Raw genomic sequence first — 13,499 nt, 5'->3', positions numbered from 1 at the left:
ATAGCTGGTTCTCCGCGAAATCTATTGAGGTAGAGCGTCGGATGATTGCCGTTGGGGGTAGAGCACTGGATGGTTGCGGGGGTCGCGAGATCTACCAATACTAACCAAACTCCGAATACCAACGAGTCTAGTCCGGCAGACAGACGGCGGGTGCTAAGGTCCGTCGTCAAAAGGGAAACAGCCCTAACCTACAGCTAAGGTCCCCAAGTCACGTCTAAGTGGGAAAGCATGTGGAACTTCCAAAACAACCAGGAGGTTGGCTTAGAAGCAGCCATCCTTTAAAGAAAGCGTAACAGCTCACTGGTCTAAATAAGAGGTTCTGCGGCGAAGATGTAACGGGGCTCAAGACGTGCACCGAAGCTTAGGGTTCAGTCTTTGACTGAGCGGTAGCGGAGCGTTCCGTAGGCCGTTGAAGCGGGAGGGTAACCGACCGTGGAGGTATCGGAAGTGCGAATGCAGACATGAGTAGCGATTAACAGTGTGAGATGCACTGTCGCCGAAATTCCAAGGGTTCCTGCTTAAAGCTAATCTGAGCAGGGTAAGCCGGCCCCTAAGACGAGCCCGAAGGGGGTAGTCGATGGGAACCACGTTAATATTCGTGGGCCTGGAGGTGTGTGACGGATGGCGTAACTTGTTCTACCTTATTGGATTGGTAGGGCAGGGAAGTTGTCCCAGGAAATAGCCCCTCCGTATAGACCGTACCCTAAACCGACACAGGTGGAATGGTAGAGTATACCAAGGCGTTTGAGAGAAGTATCCTGAAGGAACTCGGCAAATTGCCTCCGTACCTTCGGAAGAAGGAGGCCCCACATCAAGGCAACTTTTTGTGGGGGGCACAGGCCAGGGGGTAGCGACTGTTTAGCAAAAACACAGGGCTCTGCTAAGTCGGCTTCAAGACGACGTATAGGGCCTGACGCCTGCCCGGTGCCTGAAGGTTAAGAGGAGGAGTGCAAGCTCTGAATTGAAGCCCAGGTAAACGGCGGCCGTAACTATAACGGTCCTAAGGTAGCGAAATTCCTTGTCGGGTAAGTTCCGACCTGCACGAATGGCGTAACGACTTCCCCACTGTCTCCAGGATATGCTCAGCGAAATTGAATTCTCCGTGAAGATGCGGAGTACCCGCGGTTAGACGGAAAGACCCCGTGCACCTTTACTGCAACTTCAGAGTGGCATTAGGAAAGAGCTGTGTAGCATAGGTGGGAGGCTTTGAAGCATTGTCGCCAGATGATGTGGAGCCATAGGTGAAATACCACCCTGCTGTTTTCTGATGTCTAACCTCGTACCGTTATCCGGTACAGGGACCCTCTGTGGTGGGTAGTTTGACTGGGGCGGTCGCCTCCTAAAGAGTAACGGAGGCGCGCGATGGTGGGCTCAGGACGGTTGGAAACCGTCTGTTAGAGTGCAATGGCATAAGCCCGCCTGACTGCGAGACTGACAAGTCGAGCAGAGACGAAAGTCGGTCATAGTGATCCGGTGGTCCCTCGTGGAAGGGCCATCGCTCAACGGATAAAAGGTACGCCGGGGATAACAGGCTGATGATTCCCAAGAGCTCATATCGACGGAATCGTTTGGCACCTCGATGTCGGCTCATCACATCCTGGGGCTGGAGCAGGTCCCAAGGGTTTGGCTGTTCGCCAATTAAAGTGGTACGTGAGCTGGGTTCAGAACGTCGCGAGACAGTTTGGTCCCTATCTGCCGTGGGCGTCGAAATTTGAGAGGAGTTGACCCTAGTACGAGAGGACCGGGTTGAACATACCTCTGGTGTACCAGTCGTTCTGCCAAGAGCGCAGCTGGGTAGCTATGTATGGACGGGATAACCGCTGAAAGCATCTAAGCGGGAAGCCTCCCTCAAGATAAGATTTCATCGAGCCGTCGTAGACCACGACGTTGATAGGTCGGATGTGGAAGTGCGGTAACGCATGGAGCTAACCGATCCTAATTGCTCTGTTCGCGCTTAAGTGATCCATATGGATCATAGAGTCCCACCATCAACGACAGCCTTGAAACTGTCGAAACATGGCGGCTTGTTAAGCCAGCCCAGATATCAACACACACATACAAACGTGCACGGACATCGATTAAACCCAAAACAAAGCGCCAGCTCCATTGCTTGGTGACCATAGCGTCAGTGACCCACCCGATCCCATCCCGAACTCGGCCGTGAAACCTGACTGCGCCGATGGTACTGTGGCTCAAGCCCCGGAAGAGTAGGGCGTCGCCAGGCATTGAAGCTCGCGCTTTGTTCAAACAAAACCCATTCACATCCTAAAAGGGCGGCCCGTAAAATACGGCCGCCCTTTTTGCTTCGGTGTCGCGGGGTGGAGCAGCCCGGTAGCTCGTCAGGCTCATAACCTGAAGGTCGCAGGTTCAAATCCTGCCCCCGCAACCAATAAACCGACATTCGGGAGTTTTGTCGGTCTCGGTTAGATCGCCCTCCCGCAACCACAGAAACCGACATTCCGGATACCCCCGACGCGAAAGCCCCGGGGGTTTCGTCGTTCTCGGTGGATTCGCGTTGTTTTATCCATTCGAGGATGGTGCCAAACTCCCCGTGGAGCACGGCGTTGACCTCGCCGCGCTTCGCGCCGGGTGTGACATCAATGCGCTCGATCAGCGTACGAAGGGCATCGGCCGCTTCCTGACGTTCTTCCGGCTGCGATAGCGCTTCGGCAAATCGCTCAACCTTGCGCCGATAAATCTCCGAAATATTAGATGTTTGATCCCAGGCTTTGATGGTGCATTATTCACCACCAGCTGGAAGGAAGCGCTATGGGCCAGATACTCCACGGGTGCGCCACGACGACTGAGGCAGTCCGTCGAGCGATACAACATAGTCAAGAGAGCCTGAGGGCGCTGGCCCGGCGACACGGCATCAACCAGAAGACCGTCGCCAAATGGAAGCGGCGCACCTCCACGGCCGACCTGCCGACCGGCCCCAAGGTCGCGCGATCGACGGTTCTGTCGGTTGAGGACGAAGCCGTCATCGTCGCCTTCCGCCGGCACACGCTGTTGCCACTCGACGACTGCTTGTACGCCCTGCAGGCCACGATTCCTCACCTGACGCGCTCGTCGTTGCATCGCTGTCTGCAGCGTCACGGCATCTCCCAACTGCCCACGATCGAGGGCGATGCGCCCAACAAGCGCAAGTTCAAAAGCTATCCGATCGGCTACTTCCACATCGACATCGCCGAGGTTCGCACCGAAGAGGGCAGGCTCTACCTCCTGGTTGCAATCGACCGCACATCGAAGTTCGCCTTCGTCGAGCTGCACGAAAGGGCCACCACTAGGGTCGCTGCCGATTTCCTCCGGCATCTCATCGCCGCCGTGCCGTACAAGGTGCGCACTGTCCTCACCGACAATGGCATCCACTTCACCGATCCGAAGTACCCGGGATCCGCTGTCGAAGAGGTCAAGCTCGCCATCACGAACGGTGAGCGGTTCCGCTGCCACTCCTTCGCCCTCGCCTGCGCCCAGAACGACATCGATCACCGGCTAACCAAACCTCGCCACTGAAGCGTCCCGGGTTTTCCGGAGGCTCCGAACTGTGAGAAGGAGCATCCGGTATGAGCAAGATGGGAAACAGATTTTCGCCTGAGGTCCGTGATCGAGCGGTGCGAATGGTTGGCGAGCACCGTGCGGATTACGGCTCGGAATGGGAGGCGATGAGTTCGATTGCCTCGAAGATCGGCTGCACGGCCGAGACGCTGCGCCGCTGGTGCCGCACGGAGGCAGGCCGACGGGCGGCACCAGCGGCGCAGGGTGTTGATGATAAGGCCCGGCTCAAGCTGCTGGAGCGCGAGGTCAAGGAGCTCCGTCGAGCCAACGAGATCCTTCGCAAGGCGTCGGCATATTTTGCGATGGCGGAGCTCGACCGCCGCGAGAGATGATGATGTCGTTCATCGACGTCCATCGCGAGGACCTGGGTATCGAGCCGATCTGCCGCGAACTGGCGATCGCCCCGTCCTCCTATCACGAACACGCGGCCCGTCTTGCCGATCCGGCGAAGCGTTCCGCCCGTGCGCGCCGGGATGACGACATGTGCGAGCAGATCCGGCGCGTTCACGAGGCCAGCTTCGGACTCTACGGCTCGCGCAAGGTCTGGCATCAGTTGCGGCGCGAGGGCCTTGATGTCGCCAAGTGCACGGTCGAGCGACTGATGCGTAGCATGCGGCTGGCCGGTATTCGTCGAGGGAAGAAGACGACCACGACCGTCAGCAATCCCAAGGCGCCATGCCCGCTCGACAAGGTGAACCGGGAGTTTCGTGTGGACCGGCCGAACGCCCTGTGGGTAGTCGATTTCACCTATGTCCACACCTGGGCAGGGTTCGTTTACGTGGCCTTCGTGATCGATGCCTATGCGCGGCGCATCGTGGGCTGGAAGGTCAGTACTTCAGCCACGGCCGGGTTCGTTCTGGATGCCCTTGAGCAGGCGATCCATGCGCGCAGACCCGGCCCGGATGACGGCTTGATCCACCACAGCGACAGGGGCGTGCAATACCTCGCCATGAACTACACCCAGCGCCTGGCGGAGGCCAACCTCGTGCCCTCGGTCGGCAGCGTCGGCGACAGTTACGACAATGCTTTGGCCGAGACGATCAATGGCCTTTACAAGGCCGAGGTCATCTGGCGCCAGCGGTCCTGGCCAAGCGCATCGGCGGTGGAAATGGCGACGCTGAGCTGGGTCGACTGGTACAACAACCATCGCCTTTTCGGCCCGCTCGGCTACATCCCACCCGCCGAGGCCGAAGCTAACTACTATGCGGCCATTGAGACCCTCGATATGGCTGCCTGAGTCAAACTGCACAGCCTCCAGAAAACCCGGGACGCTTCACACCCCTGGACCAATGGGCAGGTTGAAAGGATGAACCGCACCATCAAAGAGGCGACAGTCAAACGCTACCACTACGATACGCACGACCAACTCAGGCAGCATCTTGGCGACTTCGTCGCCGCCTACAACTTCGGTCGTAGGCTCAAGACCCTCAAAGGTCTCACCCCGTATGAAGCCATTTGCAAAGCCTGGCTCAAAGAGCCACACCGATTTACGTCAGACCCGACCCACCAAATCCCGGGACCAAACATCTAAAACGTCACTACAGCCTAGTTAGTTTCCAGCGCGGCTGGCGGCGTAATCCATCACCATCGACAATGGCGCAACCCAAATGGTGTCGGCATGTTCCTTGAGATAAACGAGGAGCTGCGCGTGCGCCTCGCCGGGCACCCTCAAATAGTCGCCACCGACTCCGTGAAACCCGAGAACCACGAGATCGCCGGTCCGGGCGGCGCTTTCCACCTCGGCGATCATTTGGGCGCCTGTCGCCTTCTCGTCGAACCAGCGGCATGGCACATCCATCGGATCCAGCACCTTGCCGCCCGTCCAGGCGGCGCTGCGGGTATAGCGCACCAGCCCGCTGGCGCGAAGGGCAGGGAGATAGTCCACCCCTCCGGCCATATGCTGACCGCAGGGCGTGGCAAAACCGTGCTGCAACTTACCGTCGATGGCCGCCAGCATGGTGTTCATTGTCCGGATTTCGGCAAGCATCATCTCGACATCATAGGCTTCGCTGGTGTCGAGCTTCCTGGCCGGCGGATAATTGGCCTGCGGACAGGCGTGGCGAATTGTGTGGTTTCCAAGCTCATGGCCATCGGCGGCCGCTTCCCGCCAACGCCTAATCTGCTCCGGAACCAACGCACTGCCGATCAGGAAGAATGTTCCTTTGAGGCCAACCGCGTCGAGTGCAGGAATGGCAATATCGAGATGCGAGGGCAAGGCATCGTCGTAGGTCAGCACCACGGCCGCCTTTCTGCCGCCAGGCCAAGGTCCGGCCTGGGCCTGGGCCACCATCATGGCCGTCCCCAGCAGAACTGCTCCGATCCGTAATAGAATTGATGCCATTCGTGTCGTCCTTCCCCACCCTTCACGCGATTATAGTAGCGCTACCCAATTCGTGCACGAAACTATGGCAATGGGGGCTGCGCCCGAACGAAAGTCCGCTTCCGGCTCGCCAACTCCGTACCGGTTCTCAGTCTGGCGGGACACGCCTGATCTTCAAGCCGGCCCCCCCCCGATGGCGCGAGGGACAAGCGGACGCGCATTGACGAGGTGACCACGCAACTGCACGCCTTCGCGTAGCCGCGCATATGCGAAACCGTTCGACGACAACGCGACGGCCTGGAAATGGCCGTTCATGGCTGCACCTTCAACATGACGACGCCATGACTCGGAACCGTTGCGGCGTAGCGACCAGCCACAGGCTTCAGGTCTCTGTGCGCCCAAAGATCGCGAATGCTCGCCTTGAGCGTCGCGGGATAGCCAAGTTCCTCCCACCCCACGGATATTGGCTCAGAGCTCTCGCCCCGATTGAACAATATCACGGCACGCCCGCCGCCGGACAGCGGCTTCACCCACACCTCCCGATTGCCCTCACGGCTGATGCGCCGGCCCTGAATGCCCAGCGCATCCTGATTCACGGCAATCACCTCGCGGTTGAGAAGTATCTCCCTGGTGGCCGCATCCATGTTGGCAATGTCATTGCCGGCGATAAGCGGTGCGGCCATGATGGCCCAGAGCGAAAAGTGAGAGCGGTATTGCGTGGTCGTCATTCCGCCGTTGCCGACTTCAAGCATGTCGGGATCGTTCCAGTGGCCCGGTCCCGCAAATGGCCATAGCGGCTCGTTCATGTCGAGGATGTTGAGCACCCCCCAACTGTAGCCGTACTTCCCTTCCCACTTGTCGGTGATATCTCCCGTGGTTCGCCACAGATTGCCGATCTTCTGTCCCCATAGCCACGGCCGGCTGTTGCCCCATTCGCAAAGCGAGAACACGATGTCGCGGCCGGTCGCGCGCAGCGCGTCGGCCATGAGCGTATATGCCTCCTCGGCATTGCGCGTGCCGGTATTGCACCAGTCATATTTGAGATAGTCGACGCCCCAACGGGCATAGGTCAGGGCATCATGATATTCGTGACCCTGGCTGCCCGGCCGGTCCCCGCAAGTCTTGCGCCCGGCGTCGGAATAGATGCCGAACTTCAACCCCTTTGAATGGATATAATCCGCCAGCGCCTTGATTCCCGAGGGGAACCTGGCAGGGTCCGCGGCTATGAACCCGTTTTCATCCCGCTGCCCATGCCAGCAATCGTCGATGACGATATATTGATAACCCGCTGCCTTCATCCCGTTGGAGGCCATCGCATCCGCCGTAGCGCGGATAATCTTCTCGTTCACATTGCATGCGAACTTGTTCCAGCTGTTCCACCCCATCGGCGGAGTCAGGGCAAGGCCATTCGCAGTTCGCTCCGGGGCCTTCGACGGCGCGAGCGTATTGGGATCCGCATCCTGTGCGATGGCTGGTGCGGCTCCATTGAGCAGCAACGCCACAGCGAGCATATTAAGGGCGATTTTCTTGGTCATGGATGGCTTTCTGAATAGCTCGCGTCATTTTGGAACATGATGCGATGCTTGGTTATGTTGGATCGATCAGTTGCTAACCGAACAGTTTCTGCTCACGCGCGAAGTTGAGGAAGAGCGGCAGCCAGGGGCCGTCGGAAACGCCCGGCTGGCCGCGAATGCCGAAGCCATGGCCGCCATGGGCGAACAGGTGGGTCTCCACCGTGATCCCCGCCGCGACCATGGCGTCGCGCAGTCGCACCGTATTGGCCACGGGCACCGCTCCATCGTCCTCGGCATGCACCAGGAACGTCGGGACCGCCGCCGCCGTGACGTTGAGATCGGGCGACCATTCGCGGATCTGTTCGGCCGCCGGCTGGCGGCCGAACAGCGACGGCGCGACGCCGCCATAGGCATAGGCGGGATCGACGCTCTGCACCGCATAGATCGGCGCCGTCAGCAGCGGCCGGGCACTGAGTCGGTCGGTCGCATCGACGGGCGCGTAAAAGGGCGTCGCATGCCGTGTGGCGAGCGTCGCCGTCAGGAACCCGCCCGCGCTGAAGCCCATTACCCCGATCCGCGCTGAATCGAGTCCCAAGCGCGCGGCATTGGCGCGGATGGCACGCATGGCGCGCTGGGCATCGGCGGGACCGACTTTCGCCGGATCGCTCCATCCGTCCTGGGCCAGGCGATAGAACAGGACGAAACAAGTGATGCCTGCACGGTTCAGGACGTCGGCGATGTAATGGCCCTCATGCTCGAAATAATTCCAGGCGAAGCTGCCACCCGGGATGATCAGCATGGCCGAACCATTGGGCTGGGCCGCGGGGAAAACGGCCATGCGCGGCCGGGCGATCCCCCTTATGCGCCGGCTGCTATAGGCCGGGTCGGACGAGGATTGCTCGACAAGCTCGGCCATACCCGGATGCAGGGCGCCGGCTGGCGGGCGGGGCCACAGGTCGATGACCTCGCCGCTGCCCGCCGCCGGACCCGATCCGGCCAGCGCCCCGGGCACCGCAGCCGCACCGGCCGCCGAAACCCCCGCCAAGGCCAGCGAGGATCGCACAAGATCGCGTCGTGAAAGGCTCACGCAAATGTCTCCCTGCCACACACGCGCCGGAACACGTTTCTCCAGAACATCGATGTTTCTTCTATTTCTTCCCTGCGCCTTCGAGCAGCGCATCGAGGCCTTGCTGGTCCTTGATCGCATAAGTCCGCCGGTCGATGAGGTCGCCCGTGTCCCACAGGAACGGGAGGATGCCGTTCGCCAGCGCCTTTTGCGTCACATATTTCATCCAGTGCGCGCGAGAGGCCAGGTGCAGGTCAAGGTCGCGCGGGGTCGTGCGCCGGGGCGCGCCATATTCGCCGAGCAGCACCGGAATGCCCTTGCTCACGAACAACTGGTTCGCCAGCTGCATATGTGCGTCGACCATTTCCTCCTCGCCCCAGGTGGCGTTGCGGTCCGGCTCGATCGTCGAGTGATAGTCCTTCCCCCAATAGTAGAACATTTTCCCCCAACTCGCGTCCTCGCTCAGGATGCAGAAATTGGGAGGGCTATAGAAATGCGGCTCCACCATCAGGCGATTGGCGAGCGTATCGACGGGCATGCGGGTCCAAAGCGTCTTGGACAGGTCGACATTCACGTTCGGCAGAGGCAGCACCAGCACGCGGTATGCGTTCCTCCCGCCGGTCGCGCGGACCGCATCGATGAAGGTCTGGTAATAAGCGTAGAGAACCTCCATCTGCTCTGCCGTGTCGCAATTCGGTTCGTTGGCGCCTGCGAAAATCAGGCGCTCGTCGAAATCGCGCAGGTGCGTGGCGATCTGTTCCCAGAAGGCCCGTTGCTTGGCGATAACGGCATCCTTCTTGGCGAGAGTGACGTTGTTTTCCAGCCAGCCGCCGTCCCAGTGGATGTTGAGGAGGACGTGCATGTTCGCGTTGATGCAATATTGCACCACCTCCTTGATGCGGTTCAACCAGGTGCCGCTGATCTTGGCCGTTGAGCTATCCGAATATTGGTCCCACGCGCACGGCAGGCGGATCGCGTCGAAACCGGATGCCTTGGCGGTGTCGATCATCGCCTGGGTTATCTGCGGATTGCCCCAGGCGGTTTCCCCGCCGATGGCCTCGAGCGTGTTGCCGATGTTCAGGCCCAGCCTGATCTTGGCGGCGATATCTCCCGCCGTGCTGGACATGCCCGCAGCGTCCGCCGCGATCGGATTGGTGTTGTAGCTGGGATAGAGGCCGGCCGGTGTCGGCGTAGGCGACGGCGCGGGTGTCGGAGAAGGCGTGGGCGAGGGTGAAGAGGACGCCATCACAACAGAACCCGTCCCGCCTCCCGAATAGCCCGCAGCGACGAGCGCGACCGTCGAGGCGAGGATCTGGCGTCTGGCAATTCTCATATATTTCTCTCAATCTTCTCTATTCTAGCGCCGCTCATCCTCACGGACGGCGCGTGCATGCCCGGACAACGTTGTCCACACTTCGCAAAGCCCGAAGAACCCTGTTCCTGATCGGAGCAGGATGACCGAAGCCATCACCATTCTCATCGGCTGTCGTTACGCCCCGTCGGCTGGCCTGCGCCCGACCGGCACATGGTCGAAATCGGATTGCGCGTCGTGGCGGTAAGCAGGCCAAGTCGATAGGGAAGATTGAGATAGTCCGCCGTATCCGCATGCGGATCGACTCCTTGATAAAGGAACTGCAGGGGCTTGCAGGGATCGATGGTGAGGGTCTGGTCGTTGCCCGCGCGTAACAGCTCTCCATGAGAAACGTCGAGCGTCCAGCGCTTCCCCCGATAGCTGACGTTACCGGAACCCGCGAACGGCGCCGCCAGGCTGTCAGCCAGCGGCGTCCAGCGCCCATCCAGCCGGTCGCTGGTCCAGGATCGGAAGTAGCGTCCCTTCGGCCCAATCGCCTCCACCATGGTGACATAGGTGCCGGAACCCGCGACCTTGTAGGTCATGCTCGCTTCGAACAAGCGGTCGCGCGTGTCGTCTAGCACGACCTGCGTATTCCCGAAGCCCTGCGGAAAATCACCGAGCTTCGTGTCGGATCGATATAGCCGTCCATTGTCGCCGGTATTGAAGAGGTGGCATCGACTGGTGTCGCAGATCACCCAGAAATCCAGCCACACGGCCCGGCCGTCATCCCCTTTGACGACATCCGGAACGCTCGAGAAGAAAGGCTTTGGCGCGCTCCACGACAGCGGATCGTCGATCATCGCGGTCGTCGAATAGAGCGGATCGCCGCCCTGGAAAATCATATACCACCGCTTCTGCGGCGCAAAATAGAAGACCTGCGGCGCCGCACGATATCCCGGGCCGATGGGAGATCGGTCGAGAAATGTCAGCGGCGCGGCGGACGCATCGCGCCAGGTGCGGAAGCTTGTGTAGGCAAGCCCCCATCCCTGAGGGCCGGCGGTCGTCATGAACACATGTATCTTGCCGTTTGCATGGACGATCGACGGGTCCTTGAACGCCGCCAGACGGCGCTCGGCATTCGGCCTGGGCACGATTAGCGGGGCAGACGATGTCCAGCGAAAGCCGATCTGTTGAGAAGGTGGACTGGCACTTGGTGCGGCAGCCCCCGATCCTACGGCACCGGATGCCGCAATGGCCATCAGCATCGCGCCGAACCGGCGCCCATTGCTCAGTTTCATTCGTTTCATTTCGCGCCTTGCAGGAATTCGGCATCATAAGATTTCAGGTCGATCTTTTGCGTGTAGCTCTTGCCGGACAGAATGCCGGTTCTGGTGCCGGAGAAGTACACGGTTGCGGGGGCATTTCGCGTGTTGACGTAGAGGGTACGTCCATCGACCTCGCGGGCGACTACGCCGTCAGGCGTCGAAGGGCCGCGCTCGATCTCCAGTTCGTCATAGAGTGAGCGAACCAATGGCTCGATGAACGCTGCTTGCGCGGCTGTCGCAAGATAGATTGCGCGCCCCTTGCCGAACTTGTTGATCGTGATTGCGGGGCTCTTGGCGGGTGTGTTCTCGAACGTTGCCAGCGTTTTCGCCGTGCTGGGCTCGAGCACCTCGTAGTAATTGTCCGTGCCGGTCAGTTCCCGGCCCTCAAACGATATTTTGAGCGGAAGCCAGGAGCGATAGAATTCGTTGGTCCGCAGCCCGAATACATCGGTCAGTCGTCCCGGGAGCGGCGTGTCGAACCATTTTCCGGTCGCATCGACCTTGGCCGAATAGCCGGTCATGATCATGGTCCCGCCATTCGCGATATAACGACGCACCGCAGCCGTCGTGGCTTCGTCCATCAAATAGGCGCTCGACAGCACAACCAGCTTGTACTTGTCGATCGGGTCGTGACCGATATCGATGACGGCGGCATCGATATTGTCGCGGAAGAAGGGGGCAAAGGCTGCCTTCACATGTTCGCCGTAACTGCCCTTGAAATATTCCTTTATGGTATTCGCCCCGTCTGGGGGACTGGTCAGCCAGTTGGTGTCAAAGGAATAATGGATCGCGATCTCAGGCGTGCGGTACCGGGGGAATCCCATAGTCCTGAGCTTGCGAAATTCGGTCGCGATCTGTTTGAACTCATCGACTTTCCAGGACGGGCGGTCGTCATGGTCGATCAGGCCGAACAAGCCTTGCTCCTCACCACCGAGGTGCGAATTGAACGTCCAGGCGAGAAACGTCTGCGAATAATATAGCAGGCCGAAATAGGCCCACATGCGCGAGCGGCCGGGCTCGCCGTAGAATCCGCCGCCGCCCGCGGTGAACTCGTTGAACCAGACCGGCGTCGAATGCGACGCCTTGTTCATCATCACCTCGAATCCCGCGCCGAGCGGGTCGCCGGGATAGAAGCCCTGAGCGCCATAAGTCGAGACTTCATCCCAGGAGCGCAGATAATCGAATCCCTTGGTCCAGGCGGTGGGCCAGAAATTGGACGCGACCGGCAGGTTCGGTGCATGGAGCTTGCGAACCGCCTCCAACTCCTTGAGAACGCCGATCGTATCGTCGGACCAATAGCGGCGCAGATCGAGATAGCGCTCGTTCGGCCCCGGCCCGCGCACATAGGGTAGGTCCACCTGGTCCCAACTGTTGATGCGGCGCGACCAACGCTGTGTCGCCCAGGCGCGATTGAGCGCCTCGATCGAGCCGTATTTCCTTTTGAGCCACTCGACGAACCGGCCCCGGTCCGCCGCCGAATAGGACATCTGGCCGTTACCGATTTCGTTGTTGTAGCCGAGCGCGATCACGCCCGGATTGTGCGCGTAGCGCTGCATCATCTTCTCGGCGAGGCGCCGCAACAGCCGTCGGTAATCCGGGTCGCTGACATTGTCCCAATAGCGGGTCGCCGCGTTGAGCCGCACGCCGTCCTGATTGACCAGATTCACGCCGGGATAGTGCTTGTGCATCCAGATCGGCGCGGGCTGGCCCGGAATATCCACGACCACGCGGATGCCCGCCTTGTACATCTGCGCGATTACGTCGTCGAACCATTCGAATGTGAAGCGGCCTTCCTCGGGCTCGAAGGAATCCCACGAAAGGTCACCCATGCGGACCATGTTGAAGCCCGCGGCTTTCATGACCGCGATGTCCTGCATGATCTGTTCTGGTGAACGATCGACCGGCTGATAGCAGGTGCCGACGAAGATATCCCCTGCGCCGGGCCATTCGGGATGTCCGGCCGCGCTCTGCGCAGCCGCCTGGCGCGCGATTGTGGCCGGGGTGAGACCGACGGAAAGGCCGAGCACGATGGCCAAGGCCGATAGGCGGGTGGCGCGGTTTGCGATTCGTAGCATCGGTGTCCGATCCGTCTTGAGAAGCAATAGTCCTCGCCTCAGGCGAAAGTGACCTCGAAGGCGCTCGCGTGATGCGCGGGAGGGCGCGCCGGCAGGTCGATCCGAACGCAGTCAAAGCCGATACGCCCAGCATCGCGTTTGGTGAGCATTATCGCTGGCGCACCGCAGGCTCGATCCTTGAGGCATGTTCCAATCGATATCCTCCCGTCCCTTTTGTTACGAACCTTGCAGCCGCACCTTTTGCGTCCGCGATACGGCGACGCAGCTCAGGCGTGCGATTGGCGAAAGCGCGATCCGCTGCGACTCATATCTGGCAATATTGTCGGAGCAATTGCGGCGAAGCAGTGTCG

7 protein-coding genes, 1 tRNA gene, 2 rRNA genes, 2 pseudogenes and 1 other annotated feature (1 of these 13 cut by a window edge) are annotated in these 13,499 nt (G+C 60.2%); of the genes and pseudogenes, 6 read left to right on the top strand and 6 right to left on the bottom strand.

The genetic code is table 11. The features are described from left to right. The 6 genes and pseudogenes from MOK15_RS19800 to MOK15_RS19775 form a co-directional block, all read left to right on the top strand. A 23S ribosomal RNA gene (locus MOK15_RS19800) occupies positions 1-1,958 on the top strand; it begins 833 nt to the left of the window's first position. A 151-nt stretch (positions 1,959-2,109) separates the two neighbouring features. Then, positions 2,110-2,224, top strand: a 5S ribosomal RNA gene (rrf, locus tag MOK15_RS19795). Between the two features lie 88 nt (positions 2,225-2,312). Continuing rightward, positions 2,313-2,389 (top strand) — tRNA-Met (locus tag MOK15_RS19790). Positions 2,390-2,769: 380 nt separating this feature from the next. Further along, a pseudogene (locus tag MOK15_RS19785) lies at positions 2,770-3,507 on the top strand (DDE-type integrase/transposase/recombinase); the annotation flags it as partial. Between the two features lie 56 nt (positions 3,508-3,563). Further along, a protein-coding gene (locus tag MOK15_RS19780; RefSeq protein WP_242931456.1) for an IS3 family transposase occupies positions 3,564-4,792 on the top strand; the annotation gives its coding sequence in 2 pieces (ribosomal slippage) (positions 3,564-3,852 and positions 3,852-4,792; 1,230 coding nt in all). Further along, positions 3,845-3,959 (top strand) — a sequence feature (AL1L pseudoknot). (Overlaps the previous gene by 115 nt.) Positions 4,793-4,831: 39 nt before the next feature. Continuing rightward, positions 4,832-5,086, top strand: a pseudogene (locus MOK15_RS19775) (integrase core domain-containing protein); the annotation flags it as partial. Between the two features lie 18 nt (positions 5,087-5,104). Here MOK15_RS19775 and MOK15_RS19770 read toward each other — a convergent pair. The 6 genes from MOK15_RS19770 to MOK15_RS19745 all read right to left on the bottom strand — a co-directional run bounded on the left by MOK15_RS19770 (position 5,105) and on the right by MOK15_RS19745 (position 13,149). Further along, positions 5,105-5,896 carry a polysaccharide deacetylase family protein gene (locus MOK15_RS19770; protein WP_242933403.1) on the bottom strand — a complete coding sequence of 264 codons (792 nt, stop codon included), beginning with the start codon at positions 5,894-5,896 and terminating at the stop codon, positions 5,105-5,107. Positions 5,897-6,186: 290 nt separating this feature from the next. Beyond that, positions 6,187-7,410, bottom strand: coding sequence for a glycoside hydrolase family 27 protein (locus tag MOK15_RS19765; RefSeq protein WP_242933402.1), 1,224 nt, complete (start codon positions 7,408-7,410; stop codon positions 6,187-6,189). 73 nt (positions 7,411-7,483) lie between these two features. Further along, on the bottom strand, positions 7,484-8,476 hold the full coding sequence (locus tag MOK15_RS19760) for an alpha/beta hydrolase (RefSeq protein WP_242933401.1): 993 nt from the start codon (positions 8,474-8,476) through the stop codon (positions 7,484-7,486). 61 nt (positions 8,477-8,537) lie between these two features. Beyond that, entirely contained in the window at positions 8,538-9,788 is a 1,251-nt protein-coding gene (locus MOK15_RS19755) for a glycoside hydrolase family 5 protein (RefSeq protein ID WP_242933400.1), read from the bottom strand. Between the two features lie 143 nt (positions 9,789-9,931). Next, entirely contained in the window at positions 9,932-11,056 is a 1,125-nt protein-coding gene (locus MOK15_RS19750; RefSeq protein WP_242933399.1) for a non-reducing end alpha-L-arabinofuranosidase family hydrolase, read from the bottom strand. Continuing rightward, entirely contained in the window at positions 11,053-13,149 is a 2,097-nt protein-coding gene (locus MOK15_RS19745) for a beta-galactosidase (protein ID WP_242933398.1), read from the bottom strand. The genes MOK15_RS19750 and MOK15_RS19745 overlap by 4 nt, the downstream gene beginning before the upstream one ends. Positions 13,150-13,499 lie beyond the last annotated feature (350 nt).

Origin of the sequence: Sphingobium sp. BYY-5 (genome assembly GCF_022758885.1) — a bacterium.
Classification (GTDB): Bacteria; Pseudomonadota; Alphaproteobacteria; order Sphingomonadales; family Sphingomonadaceae; genus Sphingobium.
The sequence above is the reverse complement of the archived record's forward strand: the minus strand, read 5'-3'. Positions and strand labels throughout refer to the sequence as shown.